The sequence below is a fragment of the Litorimonas sp. WD9-15 genome (genome assembly GCF_050271975.1).
GTDB lineage: Bacteria > Pseudomonadota > Alphaproteobacteria > Caulobacterales > Maricaulaceae > Litorimonas.
This window is the reverse complement of the sequence record NZ_CP189850.1, coordinates 2614601-2634071: the sequence shown is the minus strand read 5'-3', so window position 1 is coordinate 2634071 and position 19471 is coordinate 2614601. Positions and strand designations below refer to the sequence as shown.

12 protein-coding genes are annotated in these 19471 nt (G+C 52.6%); 9 read left to right on the top strand and 3 right to left on the bottom strand.

The window, feature by feature from the left end; genetic code table 11:
* Positions 1–2 precede the first annotated feature (2 nt).
* The gene (locus ACP9M6_RS12365; protein WP_427451531.1) at positions 3–1514 is read right to left on the bottom strand and encodes a tryptophan halogenase family protein; all 1512 of its coding nucleotides are present in this window, start codon (positions 1512–1514) and stop codon (positions 3–5) included.
* A gap of 272 nt (positions 1515–1786) precedes the next feature.
* On the opposite strand from ACP9M6_RS12365, the gene ACP9M6_RS12360 reads away from it, so the two are divergent.
* The 8 genes from ACP9M6_RS12360 (at position 1787) to ACP9M6_RS12325 (ending at position 15117) form a co-directional block, all read left to right on the top strand.
* Positions 1787–4990 (top strand): TonB-dependent receptor, encoded by a 3204-nt coding sequence (locus tag ACP9M6_RS12360; protein ID WP_427451530.1) that lies wholly within the window; start codon positions 1787–1789, stop codon positions 4988–4990.
* 82 nt (positions 4991–5072) lie between these two features.
* Entirely contained in the window at positions 5073–7604 is a 2532-nt protein-coding gene (locus ACP9M6_RS12355; protein WP_427451529.1) for a glycoside hydrolase family 3 N-terminal domain-containing protein, read from the top strand.
* Between the two features lie 228 nt (positions 7605–7832).
* On the top strand, positions 7833–8855 hold the full coding sequence (locus tag ACP9M6_RS12350) for a LacI family DNA-binding transcriptional regulator (protein WP_427451527.1): 1023 nt from the start codon (positions 7833–7835) through the stop codon (positions 8853–8855).
* A 209-nt stretch (positions 8856–9064) separates the two neighbouring features.
* A complete protein-coding gene (zwf, locus tag ACP9M6_RS12345) occupies positions 9065–10534 on the top strand; it encodes a glucose-6-phosphate dehydrogenase (RefSeq protein ID WP_427454790.1) in 1470 nt (489 codons plus the stop codon).
* The gene (gene pgl, locus ACP9M6_RS12340) at positions 10519–11244 is read left to right on the top strand and encodes a 6-phosphogluconolactonase (RefSeq protein WP_427451525.1); all 726 of its coding nucleotides are present in this window, start codon (positions 10519–10521) and stop codon (positions 11242–11244) included. Before zwf ends, pgl begins: the two co-directional genes overlap by 16 nt.
* Positions 11241–13109 (top strand): phosphogluconate dehydratase, encoded by a 1869-nt coding sequence (gene edd / locus ACP9M6_RS12335; RefSeq protein WP_427451524.1) that lies wholly within the window; start codon positions 11241–11243, stop codon positions 13107–13109. Before pgl ends, edd begins: the two co-directional genes overlap by 4 nt.
* Complete coding sequence (glk, locus tag ACP9M6_RS12330; protein ID WP_427451522.1) at positions 13109–14089, top strand: glucokinase; 981 nt, start codon at positions 13109–13111, stop codon at positions 14087–14089. The genes edd and glk overlap by 1 nt, the downstream gene beginning before the upstream one ends.
* 11 nt (positions 14090–14100) lie before the next feature.
* Positions 14101–15117 (top strand): SMP-30/gluconolactonase/LRE family protein, encoded by a 1017-nt coding sequence (locus tag ACP9M6_RS12325; RefSeq protein WP_427451520.1) that lies wholly within the window; start codon positions 14101–14103, stop codon positions 15115–15117.
* Here ACP9M6_RS12325 and ACP9M6_RS12320 read toward each other — a convergent pair.
* A complete protein-coding gene (locus tag ACP9M6_RS12320) occupies positions 15114–16997 on the bottom strand; it encodes an ABC transporter transmembrane domain-containing protein (protein ID WP_427451518.1) in 1884 nt (627 codons plus the stop codon). The genes ACP9M6_RS12325 and ACP9M6_RS12320 overlap by 4 nt on opposite strands.
* 47 nt (positions 16998–17044) lie before the next feature.
* On the opposite strand from ACP9M6_RS12320, the gene recQ reads away from it, so the two are divergent.
* Complete coding sequence (recQ, locus tag ACP9M6_RS12315) at positions 17045–18892, top strand: DNA helicase RecQ (RefSeq protein WP_427451516.1); 1848 nt, start codon at positions 17045–17047, stop codon at positions 18890–18892.
* On the opposite strand, the gene ACP9M6_RS12310 is transcribed toward recQ, so the two are convergent.
* The gene (locus ACP9M6_RS12310; RefSeq protein ID WP_427451515.1) at positions 18889–19416 is read right to left on the bottom strand and encodes a hypothetical protein; all 528 of its coding nucleotides are present in this window, start codon (positions 19414–19416) and stop codon (positions 18889–18891) included. The two genes, recQ and ACP9M6_RS12310, sit on opposite strands and share 4 nt — an antisense overlap.
* Between the last annotated feature and the right edge of the window lie 55 nt (positions 19417–19471).

The window sequence follows — 19471 nt, the reverse complement described above, 5'->3', positions numbered from 1 at the left end:
CCCTAGCCCGCTCCCATCTCTGCCGCGGCGCCATATTGCGCGAGGAAGGCCGCGTGGTCGGGTGTTTGCGTAACCGCAATTTTACTCTGCTGTTTGATTGTGTCGGTTACTGAGACAACCTCGTCCAGTGTTTTGCGATTAACCCGCAGATCATATCCATCGGGAATGAGGTTCTGTCCCGCCATCACCGCGACCCAGCTCGGTGGCAGGAAGACGCCCTGTTCATAGCGGAGGAGGTACCCGCGGCTTTTCCAAGCCTCCATTTTTTCCTGCAAACTCTCCGGTAGCGTCATGTTGCGGAAATATCGCCACATCTCACTGTCATCGCGCTGCGTGGCGACATAATGTAGGAGGAGGAAATCCCGCACGCGGTCAAAGTTTAGGTCCATGCGGCGGTTATACTCCTCCGCGTCTGACGTTTCGAACGACTTTCCGGGAAATAATTCAATCAGGGCCGTTATGCCCTCTTGGATGAGGTGAATAGACGTTGATTCTAAGGGCTCTAGAAACCCACCGGACAATCCAATCGCGACAACATTCTTATTCCAAAGCTTCCGTCTTTTGCCCGTTTTAAAGTAAAGCTGTTTGGGCTCTGAGAGGGGCTGGCCTTCTAACGTGCTCAATAATTGCTCTCTGGCCGCGTCATCTGAAATAAACTCGCTGCAATAGACGTGTCCATTACCAACGCGGTGTTGGAGGGGAATGCGCCATTGCCAGCCAGCCTTTCGGGCTGTTGCTCGTGTAAACGGCACGCTGGGCCCTTTGGTTTCGCAAGCGACGGCGATGGCCCGGTTACAGGGGAGCCATTCGCTCCAATCGTCATAGCCTGTTTCCAGCTCTTGTTCGATCAGGACGCCCCGAAAGCCGGAGCAATCAACAAAGAGATCGGCTTCAATCGTCTGTCCGCTTTCCAAAGTAATGGAACTTATGAAGCCACTTTCAGGGTCGCGTGACGCTTTGACGGCTTTCCCTTCCGTACGCGTGACGCCGTTTTTCTCAGAATATTGGCGAAGCAACACCGCATAGCGGCTGGAGTCAAATTGATAGGCATATCCGAAATTAGAGCCGATTTTACTGACATCCTTGCCTGGAAGTTGGAACTTCCCGGCTTCTGCGGCGAGAATCGGATAGGAGTAATCATCCAGTCTGGAATTGTGTCCATTCTGCAACAGTCGCAGCCAAAAATGATGGAAGTCCACACCGTCAATTGGCTCGCCATAATCACCGAACGGGTGGATATAACGATCACCCTGACGGCCCCAATCGCAAAACTCGATCCCTAATTTGAAAGTTGCGCGGGTCGCTTTCATAAATTCCCGCTCATCGATTCCGAGGCTTTGATTGAAAAAACGAATATGCGGCAGGGTGGCCTCGCCGACGCCCACAGTGCCGATTTGCTCTGACTCCACCAACTCTATCTCTATACCCAAGCTTTTGTATTTATTGGATAATCCGGCAGCTGTCATCCAGCCGCTCGTCCCGCCGCCGAGTATGCATATTTTTCGAAGTCTCATAAATTCCCCTGAACTCATGCAAAATCATGTGTGTCATATGCGATGTCGAGACAAGGCTTCTCTCCATCCTGCGACGTTTAGTGCGGCCTAGGCTTTCGAACATTGTGATTGGGAGGAGCTCAGAAAAACCTGTACTGATAAAAACGTTATATGAATGTTAGATCGTGTTTGACAGCGCTGTCAAACTCCGCTTATGACGATTCCGTAACACTACAATAATAGCTCATAATGGGCAGTAACATGCCAAAATTGGCAAAAAAGGGGATACGATCGTGAAATCACACTCGAGCACAGCTGTAGATCGGCTTAGCAAATTATCACTGTTGGGAACGACAGCATTGATTGCCAGTTTTGGCTTTGCGCCAATGGCCTTTGCGCAGGACAATACAACATCTGTTGATGACGAAGATGTCGTCGTCTCAACCGGTATTCGTCAGTCTCTCAAGGAGGCTCGTGATCTGAAGCGCGATGCGGATACGGCTGTTGACTCGATCACGGCATCTGATGTCGGTGCTCTACCGGATCTTTCTGTCGCTGAAGCTCTGTCTCGCATCCCGGGTGTTGTGGCCCAGCGTTTTGATATCAACAATGATAATGGAGGGGATTTTCCGTCCCCCGAAGGTGGGGGTAACCTGATTCGTGGTCTGACATTGGTGAGAACCGAGTTTAATGGTCGAGATGCTTTCTCCGCAAATGGAGGGCGCGCGCTTGATTTTGGCACAATTCCGCCTGAACTTATCGGTGCTGTTGATGTTTTCAAAAACACCACGGCGGACATGATTGAAGGTGGTATTGGCGGTACAATCAATCTTCGCACGCTTGAGCCATTTGATCGTCAAGGGTTGGTTGCTGTCGCATCAATTGATGGCACTTATACAGACCTCAGAAAAGAATGGAGCCCAGATTTCAGTGCTGTCCTCGGCAACCGTTGGGACACAAGTGCGGGCGAGTTTGGCCTCCTGGGTTCGTTCTCATCCTCAGAGCTTCAATCTGAGTTGCACGGTTTTCAAATCGGTCAGGTCATTCCTTTCAATACAGGCGACCAGATAATCGCCTTGCCCAATGGTTTTCAATTGCGGACCAATGAGGTCGACCGTGAGCGTGAAAGTTACTATATAGCCGGTCAGTGGCAGGACCCGTCGGGTGATCTCAGGTTGACGGCAAAATATTCCCGTATCGACAACGAGACAGAAGGGAATGAGCGAACACTTGAATTCTTTGGGGATGGTGAGAGCTTCGGAGCATACAGTGTTGATGGCCTCACGACGACGCCATTTTCTTCATCGGGTATTGCGCAATGCAATGGGTCCAACGATCCTTCCCCTACAAACCCGACTTGCGAAATTACTGTCCCTGTAACGGGTCTCTACGAAACGGGTGTTATCAATAACAGCCTCAGAGACTGGACGGGTGCACGCGGTGCTAACTTTACGAATTTGGGGATTAATCAGGTTGATAAATCCACAACAGATGACATTAGTTTGAATCTGAAGTGGCGCCCATCCGATCAATGGTATGTTCAACTTGATGGGCATAGAACCACAGCTGAATCAACCCGGGAACGTCTGTGGGCCGGATCACGTTTCTTCTCAGATTTTACAATTAATGCAGACCTCGACAACCCGAGTGTCGGGCTTCTTCCCAGAACGGACAGTAATCCTATCCGCCGTGCTGGTGGCGGTGCTCCGACGAGCGGCATTCTTTCGGATCCATCAAACTCTTTCCTTCTTTTTGCGGCTGATGAATTCCGCGATAACGAAGGCGACATGTATGCACTTCGTGGTGATATTGAGTATGAATTCGACAATGATGGTTGGTTTGACTCTGTGAAGTTCGGCGCTCGATATGCCGAACGTGATCAGGTCAATCGTCAGGCTGGCTTGAATTGGGCGGGTGTAGCTCCGCCTTGGACGGGTGCAGTGGAAAGTAATGGCTTCCAAGGTGGATATCTACCTTACACAGAGCTTAATACTCCCGGTTTTGAAGTGGTTGACTTTGCCGGTTTCTTCAGAGGTGGAGTCGTTCAAGGCGCTAATTCTTCCGTTGTTTTTGCCGATCGTGAACTCATTCAAGATTACGATGCCTTCGTCGCTGCTATCTTTAGTGATATTAACATCTCCAATCCCGACGAGGGTTTGAATCCTGACTGGAATCCATTGCGCGACACTAACGGAGTAGTAGCGGCTAATACGGCGTTTGGTGGTGACGGCGTGACCCCATATAGTAGTGATCGGGGGTCTATCGGTGATGTTACCGAGAAAACACAGAATTATTATGCCAGGCTTGATTTTGGCAACGAGTTTAACAACGGTATGTCAATCGAAGGAAATGTCGGTGTCCGTTACACAAAATCAGATGTGAGCGGTGTTGGGGGGTTGAACTTCGGAAATCTACTCTCCGCCGAGGGGCAAGCAGGTAATCTTACGGCGAATGATCTGAGGTTGCTCAACTTTATTCCGGATGCGGTAGCGTTTTCGCAACAAGAAAGCACTGTGAGGGAAGGTACCTTCAGTTCAACCGATTTCTGGCTTCCATCTTTGAATGTAAAATGGAACTTGAATGACAGCAGCTTAATTCGATTTGCGGCAAGCGAAACTATTACCCGACCTCGAATTGACCAACTCAATGGAGCTCAGTTTGCCAATGTTCAAAATCTCTTTATCTCCACTGATGATCTCGATGTGCCCGAAGATGAGCGGATTATTGACATCACGACACAACAGATTGTAATCAGTGGTGGCAATCCAGATCTGCAGCCGATTGAATCGACAAACCTGGACCTCTCTTTTGAGCATTACTTTGGTGATAATAACTCACTGACTTTGTCTCTGTTTAATAAAGATATACGCAACAATATCGTGAATGGTGCGATTACACTCGATACAGTCAGTCTTGACGGTGACGATATTTCCATTCGCTTTGCAGGTGATTTGAATCAGGATGAGGCGACTATCCGAGGTCTTGAGCTGGCATATCAGCAATTTTATGACGGGTTGCCGGGATTCTTGGGGAACTTGGGTGTTCAAGCTAACTATACCTATATCGATGCTGATACGAATGCGCCAATTCCGTTTCTTGACTCGGACCAAGATGGTAATCCGGATGGGCCACAAGATGTCTTACGTTTCGGTGTAACTGACTTTCTCGGTCTTTCCGAGCATGCGGCTAATCTGATCGGTATTTATCAAGATGATAGATTGGAGATGCGCCTCGCTTACAATTGGCGCTCAGAATATTTGGGGTCCTATCGTGATTTTGTCTCTGGAAACCCGATCTTCCAGCAACCGACAGGTTACCTCGATGGATCAATCAAGTATGATTTGACAGAAAATTTCCAAATTCGGGCTCAGATCGCAAACATCACGGATGAGAAAGCCAATTCCGAACAGCAAATCGATGCTGATGGAACACGTTTCGGGCGGACGAGCTTTGTTGGCGACCGTCGTATTCGGATTGGTGCGCGTTACGCATTCTAAATCTAGTCCAGATTTACTTAGACAATGAAAAAGGGGCCTTTGGGCCCCTTTTTTGAACCCTCAGCTCACAAAAGGCTTTTACATGATCCGCTCCCTTTCCTTGAAAACAGTCTCTCTTGCCGCTTTATCCCTCGCGCTCGTCGCCTGTGGTGGAGAGGCTGTGAATGAAGCTGCAAGCACGACATCGGATGCGCGTGTGCCGGGTACGGTTAATCCCGCAATTTGGCCAAAGGTAGAAAGTCCTGTTGGCCTCGATCCGGCGATGGAGCAACGCATCACAAATATCATGGCGCAGATGACGCTTCGTCAAAAGGTGGGGCAGATTATTCAGGCCGATGTAGGCTCCATTTCACCGGAAGATGTGAAAATTTATCCCTTGGGTTCAATTCTGAACGGCGGAAACTCTGCGCCAAATGGCGATAACCGCTCGCCGGCTTCGGCTTGGGTTGAGCTTGCCGATGAATTTTATGAAGCGTCAAAAGAAGCCTATGGAGATAATCTGTTTATCCCAATGATCTGGGGCACGGATGCGGTTCACGGTCATAACAACATCCCCGGCGCGACGGTTTTTCCGCATAATATCGGGCTTGGCGCGACACGAAACCCGTCATTGCTCGGCCAAATCGGCGCGATCACAGCGCAGGAAATTCGTGTCGGTGGGCAGGAATGGACATTTGCCCCGACCATCGCCGTTGTGCGTGATGATCGCTGGGGCCGGACTTATGAGGGTTACTCTGAAAACCCGGATGTGACAGCGTCTTATGCGGGCGAACTTATTCGCGGCATTCAGGGCGAGGTCGGCAGTGATGACTGGTTGAAGGGTGATCACGTGATTGCGACGGCAAAACATTTTCTTGCGGATGGCGGGACGGAGCAGGGCCGCGATCAGGGTAATTCCATCGAATCTGAGGAAGAAATCCGCGACATTCATGGTGCGGGTTACCCACCTGCATTGGAAGCTGGCGTGCAAACGGTCATGGCGAGTTTCTCCAGCTGGCAGGGCCGTAAACTGACGGGGCATAAGGGGCTTTTGACGGATGTTCTCAAGGGTCAAATGGGATTTGACGGTTTCATCGTTGGCGATTGGAATGCGCATGGACAGCTCGATAGCTGTACGAATACGGATTGTCCCGAAGCCCTCCATGCCGGGCTCGACATGTATATGGCGCCGGACAGTTGGAAAGGGTTGTTCGAAACGACTCTGAAACAGGCGGAAAATGGCGAAATCCAAATGGACCGTTTGGATGATGCGGTCCGTCGTATTCTCCGCGTGAAGTTACGATCCGGTCTCTTTGAAGCGGGCAAACCATCTACACGCGGCGTTGCGGGAAAGTACGACCTCTTGCAAGACCCGAAATCGAAAGAGGTCGCTCGTCAGGCTGTCCGCGAATCGCTCGTGCTTCTTAAAAATGACGGTGTTCTGCCATTATCAAAAGACGCAACGATTGTGGTTGCGGGCGATGGCGTCGACAATATCGGGAAACAATCCGGGGGTTGGACACTCTCTTGGCAGGGCACGGGGAATGAGAACTCAGACTTCCCCGGAGGCTCCTCGATGCTGGACGGAATTGAACGTCATTTGGCGTCTGGATCCGGCACGGTCATTCAGGCAGATGATGACGGTATCTATACAGGGAACCCCACGGTTGCCGTTGTCGTTTTCGGTGAAGACCCTTATGCCGAATTCAAAGGCGATATTGATACGCTGGCTTACAAGCCGGGTGATGATAGTGATCTGAATTTGCTCAAGAAATTCCAAGCGGATGGCATTCCAACTGTCGCGGTGTTCCTGTCCGGTCGTCCTATGTGGATGAACCGCGAGATTAATGCGTCTAACGCATTTGTCGCGGCATGGTTGCCGGGCTCCGAGGGCGGCTATGCGATGGATGTCTTATTTGGCGATGCAGATTTTAAAGGTACACTGCCTTATAGTTGGCCACGCACGGCCATCCAGACACCGCTAAATTATGATGACGAGGATTATGATCCGCTCTTCGCATATGGTTATGGCATGACCTATGCGGCTGAGAACATTCTAGGCGTATTGCCCGAAGAGGCGGGCATTGAGCTTTCGCAGAAGAATGAGAGTGAGTTCTTCAAAGCCGGTAAAGCCGTTTTCCCGTGGTCCATGAGTGTTGGGGACGCGGAGGGAAGAACGACAGTTAACACATCCAGAGCGACCAGCCCGGCCGGGACAGTAGAAATTATCTCTGCCGATGATGGTGTTCAGGAAAATATCCGAACTTTGTCGTTTAAGGGTCCCGGACGTTTCGAGGTGCGCGGCACGCCAATTGATTTGCGACGTCAAAATACAGGCGATATGGCGATTTATATGCGCCTCCGTCCGGAAGACGGAGCGGTTGAGGGTGTCCGTATGGGACTGGATTGCGGCGGCGATAGCTGTGCGGTTGACCAAAATCTCTCAAGCGTTCTTTTGGCGGGTAAAGCCGGTGAGTGGAGCGAAGTTTCTGTGAAACTCTCCTGCGTCGCACCCGCTGCAAATATGGAATATGTCAGGTCCCCGATTGTCATTGAAACGGATGGCCCTGCAAAGTTCAGTCTCTCAGATATTCGTCTTGTTTCTAATGAAGGACAGGCTGTCTGTCTGGATTAAGTCTACCGGATGCTAAAAATACGCCCGTCCAGTGAAAACCGGACGGGTTTTTAAATCCGGGGACGGGCAGCGCCTCCTGCCTGTGTATTTTACAGCTTAATCTTTGATTTAAATAAGCTTCATTGGGTTTATTTCATAAAAATATGGCTTTTTGTCACACCATTTCATATGGGTGTCTTGTATGACTGCGACGGAGATCGCGGCTGAGAAGGGGACGCGAGGTATCGCATGAAAGCTACGATAACAGATGTTGCGAAACGCGCAGGCGTCTCAATGAAAACGGTTTCCCGTGTTCTAAACAATGAACCAAATGTAGCGGAGAAAACGCGGGAGCGTGTAAAAGCGATTGCGCTGGAACTGCGTTATTCCCCTAATCTGGCGGCCAGAGGCTTGGCGACCTCAAAATCCTATCTTGTCGCGCTGATGTATGACAATCCGTCGCCAAATTATATAGCCCATATGCAACGTGGTGCCATCGATGCCTGCCGTGAGGTTGGCTATCATCTCGTCGTAGAGCCTCTGTCGCTCGGTTCAGCAAAAACTCAGGATGAGAAAGCACAAGCGATACGGACGGTGTTGGACCAACTTCCGGTCGATGGTGTCATTTTGACACCGCCGCTCTGTGATAGTGCCACAGTGCTCGAAACGCTTTCTGAACTCCGAATTGATTGTGTGCGCGTTGCCCCTAAAAACGGGGGTTTGCAGCCTTTTGTGGCCATGGATGACGAAGCTGCGGCCTATCAAATGACTCAATATTTGATTCAACAAGGCCATAAACGGATTGGTTTTGTTAAAGGTCATGTTGGCCATTCTGCCACCGTTTGGCGCTATCAAGGTTATATGAAGGCGATGGAAGAAGCTGGAGTTGAGGCTTCACCGAAAATTGTCGCGCAGGGCGATTTCTCGTTTGAGTCCGGTGCGACCGCTGCGCGGGACCTTTTATCCTTGGACGCGAAAGAGCGGCCAACAGCAATTTTTGCATCAAATGACGATATGGCGGCGGCGATTTTTTCTGTAGCCGGGCAATTTGGTATTGATGTCCCGCGTGAACTTTCCGTTTGTGGTTTTGATGATACGCCATTGGCGCAAGTTATCTTTCCTGCACTCACGACTGTGCGTCAGCCGATATATAAAATGGGGTATGAGGCCGCCAGACAACTTGTGGCTTCAAAAAAGGTCGGCCTAGAGCCGGAACAGATTCTCGACTTTGAGATTATGATCCGGGATTCTGTGGCGTCGCCTGCATCTTAATGCCCAAGTTTTCAGCCTCAAACCTACTGTGATGATTGACAGCGCTGTCACGTAGACTTACCTGTTAGAAAACCGCATGAGACGGTGACTTTAAACGACAGGCGGGGATCGCGTCTGATAAAAGGGAACCCGTTGTGGAAGATATGAATATCGAATCCGCCGATAAAGCTGAACATATTGAGAGTGCCGCTGGCGAAAGTGCCGGAGAAATGAGTTCGACTTTTGTCCCCGTTGAGCCCTTCGAAATCGTTGTTTTCGGGGGGACGGGTGACTTGGCGAGACGCAAGCTAATACCCTCACTTTACCACAGATTTTGTGATGGTCAGATCCCGGCGCAATCAAAAATTATCGGGGCGTCCCGTTCAGTTATGTCACGCGACGATTATCTTGAGATGATCCAGACAGCTTATCTGCAATTCAGCAATGATGACCAATTCTCGGAAGAAAAATGGGCGAGTTTTTGTAATTTGGTTGATTATGTCTCCGTTGACGTCACGAAAGATGATGACTGGGCCGATCTGGGTAAAGCCTTGGATAAGTCAAATAAGCTCATTCGGGTCTTCTATCTGGCCATGCCGCCAGGACTGTTTTCCGATATTTGTCAGGGGCTGAAAAAAGCGAAATTGGCACATAAGCAGAGCCGTGTTGTTCTCGAAAAACCATTGGGGCGGGACTTTGAGTCTGCGAATGAAATTAATGAGGCCGTTGGGCGCGTGTTCTCTGAAAACCGGATTTACCGGATTGATCATTTCCTCGGAAAGGAAACTGTTCAGAATTTGCTCGTCTTACGTTTCGGCAACGTCCTGCTAGAACCGCTCTGGGATAAAAACAGTATTGAACATATCGAGATTACGGTTGCCGAGGATATCGGGGCAGGCGGACGCGGGGCCTATTACGACAAATCCGGGGCGCTGCGCGACATGGTTCAGAACCATCTGCTCCAACTGCTCTGCCTGACGATGATGGAAGCACCGGGATCAACGGATGCGGATGATTTACGGTTAGAAAAAATCAAAGTCCTCAGGGCGTTAAGCCCGATTGACGCATCAAATGTCAAAGAGAAAACGGTTCGCGGACAATATGTTAAGGGTCGCGTCAAAGATGCATCTGTTCCCGATTATCTCAGCGATGTTGAATTTGATGAGAGCACGACCGAGACCTATGTTGCCCTCCATGCCGAGGTGAATAATTGGCGCTGGGCGGGTGTTCCGATCTATATCCGCACGGGCAAACGCATGAGCGCGAGACGCTCCGAAATTATCATCCAGTTCAAACCCGTGCCGCATTCTATTTTTGGCCCTGAAATCAAGGTCAATCCGAACAAGCTCGTCATTCGCTTGCAGCCCGATGAAGCGGTAAATCTCTGGATGGAGATTAAAGAGCCGGGGGCGGGTGGTTTGCGGTTGAAAACGCTGCCACTAAACCTGTCTTACGCCGATAATTTCACCGTGCGTTATCCCGATGCCTATGAACGTCTTCTCATGGATGTTGTGCGGGGTAATCTCTCGCTCTTCATGCGACGGGACGAAGTTGACGCCGCTTGGCGCTGGTGTGACGGTATTTTGGAAGCTTGGGAGTCCACAGGACAGCCTGTCTCCTATTATCCCGCGGGGTCTGATGGACCTGATGCTGCCGACCGCATGCTCGCAGAGCAGGGCGATGAATGGTCGGCCATCTGATGATTGACACTTACGTTATGAACGATTGCGGCGACCCTGTTGCTGCCGCTGCGGAGGCGATTGAGACGGCCCTGCGCACTGCCCTGGCTGAAAGAGGTAAAGCGTCACTTATGGTGTCGGGTGGAAGCTCTCCACGACCGGTCTATGAGAGACTATCAAACGCGGATTTGGGCTGGTCAAAAGTATCCGTAGGCCTCGTCGATGAACGTTGGGTCGATCCGGGGCAGGCAGGTTCAAATGAGGATTTTATCCGTGAGACACTCATTCAAAATGCTGCCAGTGATGCAAAATATGTCGGGTTGAAAACATCCGCTAAGACGGTTGAAGCAGGTCTGAAAGAGGCTGAAAACCGTCTCGCCAGTTTCGCAAGTCCTTTCGATATTTGCGTCATGGGGATGGGGACGGACGGTCATACGGCCTCCTGGTTCCCGAATGCAGGCGGTTTGGATGCAGCTCTCTCCCTGACGAATGAGAAAACGCTCTGTTATGTTGACGCCACAGGCTGTCCTGTCGCGGGCGACCATACAGACCGGATCAGTTTGACCCTGAAGGCTGTCTTAGAGTCCCATAATATTATCCTGTTCATCCCGGGTGAGGCAAAGCGCAAAGTCTTTGACAAAGCGACGGATAAACCTCTCTCAGAGGCGCCTGTCCAAGCGCTCCTGCGTGCGGGTTCCAAACTTCATGTCTATGCGAGTCCTGCATCATGACCCATTCTGTCATCAAAAAAGTCACGGACCGTATCGTTGAACGGTCCAAAAAATCTCGCGAGGGCTACCTCGCCGCCTGTGAAGCGCAGATGCGAGAAGGCCCGCGACGCAAGCGTTTGTCCGAAGGTAATATCGCTCATGCCTCAGCAGGTTGTGCTGTGCTTGAGAAGACCGAACTGCTCGGCGCGAAATGGCCAAATATCGGCATTGTGACGGCTTATAACGATATGCTTTCGGCGCATCAGCCGTTTGAGCGTTTTCCCGAACTGATCCGCCATGCCGCGCGTCGCAACGGTGCGACGGCGCAGGTCGCAGGCGGAGTACCCGCCATGTGCGATGGTGTGACTCAGGGACGTGAGGGGATGGAACTCTCGCTATTCTCCCGTGATAATATTGCGCAGGGGGCCGCGATTGCACTGTCTCACGATATGTTTGATGCTGCGATTTATTTGGGTGTCTGTGACAAAATCGTACCGGGCCAGCTTATTGCGGCGCTCCGCTTTGGCTGGATCCCACAGATTTTCGCACCTGCGGGGCCAATGCCATCTGGCATTACAAATCCCGAAAAAGCGCGCGTGCGTCAGGCTTTTGCGGCGGGCGAAGCGACCCGCGCTGAGCTCCTTGCAGCTGAAGCTGCCAGCTATCACGCACCGGGTACATGCACATTTTACGGCACGGCCAATACGAACCAGATGCTGATGGAAGTCATGGGAATGCAACTCCCGGGGTCCAGCTTTGTCCATCCCAATACGCCGCTTCGAGACGCTTTGACGGCGCAAACAACGCGCCGTGCGACACAAATCACCAGCCTTGCTAAAGGCGACAATGCCGCCTTTACCCCGGCCTGCAACGTCATTTCGGAAAAGAGCATCGTCAACGGACTCGTTGGCCTGATGGCGACGGGCGGCTCCACCAATCTCACCATTCACATGGCGGCAATTGCGCGGGCCGCGGGCATCATCATTGATTGGGATGACTACGCGGAAATTTCCAAAGCCGTCCCGCTGATCTGCAAAATCTATCCGAATGGTATCATGGATGTGAACCATTTCCACGCGGCGGGGGGGATGGCCTATCTCATTCGCGAATTGCTGGACGGTGGTTTGCTGCAAGAGGATGTCGTTACCGTCGCAGGCGGAAACGGGCTTCGTGAGTATACAAAAGAGCCCATGAAGAACCTCCATGCCGAAGCCGATACTGTGCTCTGGCGCGACGGCCCAACGGAGAGCCTTGATAAAGAGATTCTGACGACCGTTAATAATCCCATGCGCCCTGATGGTGGACTGGCTCTCCTGACTGGAAATTTGGGTCGAGCCGTCATGAAGGTCTCCGCCGTGAAACGCGAGAACTGGCTGGTAGAAGCGCCTGCCATTGTCATCGAGGATCAGAACGAATTGATTGCGATGCACAAAGCCGGAGAGTTGGAGCGTGACTTTGTTGTCGTGCTACGCTTCCAGGGGCCGCGCGCGAATGGTATGCCGGAACTTCATAAGCTCACGCCGATTTTGGGCTTGTTACAGGATAAAGGTTTCCGTGTTGCAATGGTCACGGACGGTCGTATGTCCGGCGCATCCGGTAAAATTCCAGCGGCTATTCACATGCATCCGGAAGCCCTCATGGGCGGTGCTATCGCGCGGGTTCAGACAGGCGACATTGTCTGTGTTGATCCGGAAAACGGCTCGGTTGAAGTTCTAGATGTTGATCTTTCAACGCGCACGCCTTCGCAACAACCATCGCAGCCACAGCATGCGGCGCTGGGTATGAATATGTTTGCGGCCCAGCGCGCGATTGCAACTGACGCCGAAAGCGGCGCGTCCACACTCGGCGAAATGCCGTGGATGCCGGCGAATCGGGAGTGTAGCTAATGGCTTTAAATGGGGGAGCAAACGGGTTGACGCTTGTTGGCGATGTCGGCGGGACGAATTGTCGTTTGGCTTTGGCAGAACGCAACGCGTCCGGCGAGATCGAACTGCATCATTCCGAGCGTTACGCGGTCGCGAAGTTCAAACATTTTAACGATGTCGTCGCCAGCTATCTCGACAAACATTCCATTAGTGCACGTCAGGGCGCCTTCGCTTTTGCAGGCCCAAAATTTGATGATGAAATCCGGATGACGAATATTAACTGGATTGTCTCAGAAGATGAGCTGCGGAAAACCTTCCATCTGGAAACCGCAGTCGTGCTCAATGATTTTGTCGCCATGGCCAATGGCGCGACAGTGATCCCAGATGATGGATTTGATGTCCTGATTCCGGGTAAAGTTAATTATAACAAACCTGTTGCGGTGCTTGGACCGGGAACAGGGATGGGTTTGTCATGTATCCTGCCCGGAACGCCTTTACAAATCGTGCCGACAGAAGGTGGCCATACAGGGTTTGCTCCGATGGATGCGCTGGAACGCGATATTCTGGCCTATTGGTCAGAGCGATTACCATTTGTCTCTGCTGAAGCATTACTGTCAGGACCGGGCCTCGTTCGCCTTTATACTGCAATCTGCGCGATCCACGGAGAGGCTTGCAACGATCTCACAGCGCCCGAGATCGTTGCGGCGGCGGAGCTTTCGGCCAGATCACTCGCGAGGAAAACGGTCAATCAATTCTGTTCCATGCTGGGTGGCTTTGCCGGGAACGCGGCGGTCACCCAAGGCGCATCCGGCGGCGTTGTTGTGGGCGGCGGAGTGTCCCGACACATTGCGCCCTTTATCGGCGCATCTGACTTTGTTTCCCGCTTCAAAGATCGTGGCCCGGGCAGTTGGTATGTTAAAGACATCCCCGTCCGCCTTATCCAGGCGGATTTTGTGCCGCTTTACGGTGCCGCCGCGATGGTGCTTCAAAAGCCGAATTAAAAGGTTCTATTATGCGTTATGCTCTCTCGACCCTCGCGGTGTTAATGCTCACGGCTTGCGCGGCCGGGGAGAGTTTTGAGGCACCAGTCTATGAAACGGTTGGTGCCATTACGACGACGCGCACGGACTTAATTTCACCGCGGACGAAGATCGAAAAACTCGGGGGAGAATATGGCTGGTCCGAAGGTCCGGTCTGGGTGGAGAAGTTGGGAGCCGTTCTCTTTACAGATGTGCCCGGTAACACGATCCATAAGTTCAAAGACGGTGAGGGTTTGTCCGTCTGGATGAAGCCCTCCGGCGCGGTCCCGCCTCTGCCGGATTACACGTCCAGTCCCGGTGCGAATGGCCTCATCATGTTTGACGCAGACCACATCATTGTGCCCGATCACGGCAGTCGAACCCTCTGGAAACAGAATATTGAGACTCTAGAGCGAACCGTCTTGGCTGATAATTTTGAGGGCAAGCGCTTGAACAGCCCGAATGATGCGGCCCTGCACAGTTCCGGCCTCATCTTTTTCACAGATCCGCCTTATGGTCTAAAGGGGCAGGATGAAAACCCGGCCAAGGAATTGGATTTTAATGGTGTTTTCGCTCTTGCACCTGACGGGGCTATGACACTCATAGATGACACTATCGTCCGTCCCAACGGTGTCATTCTCTCGCCGGATGAGCGGACACTCTATGTCGCGAATTCCGATCCGGCGACGGCAAATTGGATCGCTTATGATGTGTCGCCGACAGGTGAAGTGTCTAACCGCCGTGTGATCGCTGAAGCGTTTCAGGACTTAAAAGCAGGCCTTCGCGGCAATCCGGATGGTATGGCCATGGCGGCAGATGGAACAATTTTTGCGACAGGGCCGGGCGGCGTGTTGATGCTATCCCCCACAGGGGAAAAACTGGGTTTGATCTCAACGGGAACTGCCATTGCGAACGTCACTTTTGGCGGTGAGGACGGACGCGATCTCTATATGACATCTCACACATTCCTTGCGAGGACACGCACCGAGGTAAAGGGCCACGGCTTTTAGTCTACTGATAATCCATTGGATTGATCGAACTGAATTTTGGCGAGGCGGGCATAGAGTCCGCCTTTTTCTATGAGCTCACCATGTGTGCCCGTCTCCACAATGCGCCCGTTTTCCAACACGAGAATGCGGTCGGCTTTCAGGACAGTCGAGAGGCGATGCGCGATAACGAGTGTCGTCCGACCATCTGACGCGCCCTCAAAGGCTTTTTGCACGGCTTGCTCGCTCTCAGAGTCGAGGGCGGAGGTCGCCTCATCCAGCAGGAGAATGGGGGCATCGCGTAAAATAGCCCGTGCTATGGCGATGCGCTGTTTCTGCCCCCCGGACAGCGTTGCGCCCTGTTCGCCTAAATCACTGTCATATCCATCGGGCAAGGCCATGATGAAATCATGCGCATAGGCTGCTTTCGCGGCAGCTTCGATCTCAGCTTGTGTCGCACTGTCTTTGCCATAAGCGATGTTCTCAGCGGGGGAGCCGGAGAAGAGCGGCGTGTTCTGCTGCACAACCGCGATTTGCTGCCGCAGGCTCTGTGGGTTGAGATCGCGAATAGGGTTGTCATCCACCGAAATAACGCCGGATTGGATATCGTAGAAGCGGAGCAGGAGTTGGAAGACCGTCGTTTTGCCCGCGCCGGACGGTCCGACCAAGGCCACGCTCTCACCGGGGTGAACCTGAAAGGACACATCGGTCAGAGCGGGAGCATCTTGCCGCGTGGGATAGGTGAAACTGACGGAGTCAAAGCTAATTTCGCCCGTCGCACGGGTGAGTGAGACAGCATTATCTGCGGCCGTAATGATGGGTGTTTCGTCCAGAATGTCGACCAAACGGTCTGCCGCACCTGCCGCGCGCAGGAGGTTGGTGAAGGTTTCGGTTAGCGAACTCGCGCCGCCAATTGCTAGGAAGGAGAAGAAGACAAAGGCCGTAATATCCCCACCTGTCATCCGGCCATTGAGAACTGACCACGCCCCAAAGTTTAGAATACCAATGATACCGACAAAGGCGATCATGAACATGAGGGCCGTCAGCATGGACTGGACCAGAATGCGTTTACGCTGCGCAGTATAGCTGGCTTCAATATCTTCGCCGAACCGCCTGCGTTCTCCGTCTTCCTGCGTATAGGCTTGGACTGTTTGTATGCCGCCAATGGCTTCGCCGGCGCGGGCGGATGCGTCCGCCAGACGGTCCTGTCCGTCACGGGAAAAGCGTTTGATTTTCTTGCCCGTCAGGATGAGCGGCAAAATCATCGCGGGCGCAATTGCAACCACCATCAGTGCAAGTTTCCATGACAGGAAAAACATCATGATGATGGAGCCCGTAATTGTCGCCAGTGACCGCAGGGCGAAACTGACGGATCCTGTAATGACGGTTTCGACCAACGTCGTGTCTGTCGTCAGGCGCGAGAGAACTTCACCCGTCCGCACGCGTTCAAAATAGGCGGGCGAGAGCAGGGTTAGGCGATCAAAAACAGCCTTACGAATATCCGCAATAACGCGCTGCCCCAGTCGCGTGATGAAAAAGAACCGCAACGCGCCCGTAATCGCGAAGAGAATTGCGAAAACGGCCGCGAAAAGGAAGTGGCGATTGAGATTGCCATCTCCCTCAACATCAATTGACTCACATATCGCAATTGACGTTGTTCCGTCACCAAAGCCGCAATCAATGATGAGTTTGACGATCCAGGGCATAGCCAAGCTGCCTAGGGCCGATAGCGTCAGGAAAATCAGAAAGGCAATTAACTGGCCCGGATAACGTCCGATAAAGGGCCAGAGTTTAGCGAGGGGACGTAGTGAGCGGGCTTTGCTCCGCCCGGCTTTGTCTTGGTCCATTTGCGCGGCAAAGGCCGCACCGGAACTGCGGGAAGGGTCTGTTGAAACGTCAGCCATAATTGCCGCGTTATGACATTTTGCGAGCCACCTGTAAAAGCCTGTTTATGACGCAGAGCGCATGGCTTGCAGTCATCCGCGAACCGCGTCAGATGACGGCTATGACGAGTCCCCACACAGTCCTCGAACAACAGTTCGGCCATAAGGCATTCCGTCCGGGACAGGCCGATATTATCGATCATATTATGTCGGGCCGGAATGTCTTGGCTGTCATGCCAACGGGTGCCGGTAAATCATTGTGCTACCAAGTGCCGAGCCAACTTCTGGACCGTCCCACCGTCGTTGTCAGTCCGCTCGTGGCTCTCATGGATAACCAAGCGGCAGGCCTGCGCGCCAACGGTGTGCCCGTCGCTTGTATTCATTCCGGACAATCGCGTGAGGAGAATGTCGCGCAGTGGCGGGATATCGCGTCGGGTCGCGCCAAGCTCGTTTATCTCTCACCGGAACGGTTGATGACGGGGCGCATGCTGGCCGCGATGAAAGCGCTCGACCCCGCGCTCTTCGTCGTGGATGAGGCGCATTGCGTTTCCAAATGGGGGCCGGCCTTCCGGCCAGAATATGCGGACCTGACACGGTTGCGCGATATGTTCCCTGAGGCCCGGATTGCGGCCTTTACCGCGACGGCAGATGACGCGACACGGAAAGATATCGCGCAGCGATTATTCGCGGGGCAGGGCGAAGTTATCGTGCACGGCTTTGACCGTCCGAACCTCTCGCTCAACGTCGCGCCACTGACGAACCGCACGCAGCAGCTCTTGGGCTGGATGGAAAACCAGCGTGGGAATTCGGGAATCGTGTACTGCCTGTCGCGGAAGAATACTGAGAAATATGCGCAAGTCCTCTGCGATGCTGGCTATAAAGCGCTGCCCTATCACGCGGGTTTATCTGCGGATGTCCGGTTCGAAAACCAGGAACGATTTCTGGCCGAACCCGCCACTATCATCGTTGCGACAATTGCGTTCGGGATGGGGATCGATAAATCCGATGTACGCTTTGTCTATCACCTGAACCTACCCAGCTCATTAGAAGCTTATTATCAGGAAATCGGCCGCGCGGGACGGGACGGCGCGGAGTCAGAGACCGCCATGGTCTATGGTCTCGACGATATCAGAATGCGTCGACAATTCATCAGTGATGATGGCTCTGATGCGGACCACCAACTCCGCGAACATAAACGGCTCGACGCGTTGCTCGGCTATTGCGAAGCCGCACAATGCCGCCGTCAAATCCTGATGTCTTATTTCGGTGAAGATGCGCCGGTCTGTGGAAATTGCGATGTTTGCGAAAACCCGCCCGTCCTGATTGATGTAACGGACACAGCGACGGCGCTATTCGGCGCGATTGAGGAAACGGGGCAACGTTTCGGCGCGACCCATGTCATTGCCGTGGCGAGGGGAGAGGAGACGCCGCGCATCCTGCAATTCAACCACGATAAAGTCCCGTCATTCGGGGCTGCGGATTTACCTAAACCTTATTTCCAAGGTCTCCTCAGACAGGCTGTGGCACTGCAATACATCCACGTGGATATGGAAAATTACGGGCGACTGGAATTGCTGCCCAAAGCCTTAGAGGTTTTGCAAGGCGGGGAGGCCTTCATGTGCAAAGACCCAACTGTTAAAAAGACGAAGACAAAAACCACCACCCGACAGAGACAAATAAAGAGCGCGTCATTAAGCTCGGATGATACCGATCTTCTAACCCGTCTCAAATCCCTGCGCATGGATTTTGCGCGGGAACTCGGAAAGCCTGCCTTTGTCGTATTCTCTGATGCGACCCTGATGGATATGGTCATGAAGCGTCCGCAAACGCGCGACGGCATGATGGATGTGAGTGGTGTCGGGCCCAGCAAATATGAGCGGTTTGGAGAAGCGTTCCTCGCAGAGATTGCGGGTTAGCCAATATTCAAGTTGCAGTTTTTTGGCGGCAAGGCTCCTTCCGTTCCGGGTTTGAAGACGAAAGTCGGCGCTGCGCTTGCGTCATACCGAAATTCAAAAATCACGGCCTGATCGACCACCTCTCCTGGTTCCATTGCTGTTTTGCGGGTGGCGGCATAAATCGGGCTGCCCAAGGCGCTATAACTCTCCGCACAGAGGGATGCTTTACCGGGAAGTTGTGCGGCATCGCCAAATCGACTCACGTCTGAGAGGGATCCGCTTTTTCGGACTTCAATATTGATGACCCCAATGAGGTCGATCGCGTCAACACCGAAACCGTCATTGGACGTGACGAGGAAGCGTGACAGTCCCGCTTCGTCTGTCGGAATTTCTACCGCAACAACCCTTGGCTTGATCTCGAACACGGCCCGATGGACGATTTGCGCAGCGGCGGGAAGGGAGAGAAGTTCCACACCGATAATCGCCATCGCGATATAGCGTTTCTTGCCGTTCAACATGGTTAATGATTTGAGACGATTCTTCATCAGGGAATAGGTGCAAACCCCATGCCGGATAACAGAGGCCGGATGGCGGGGGCCA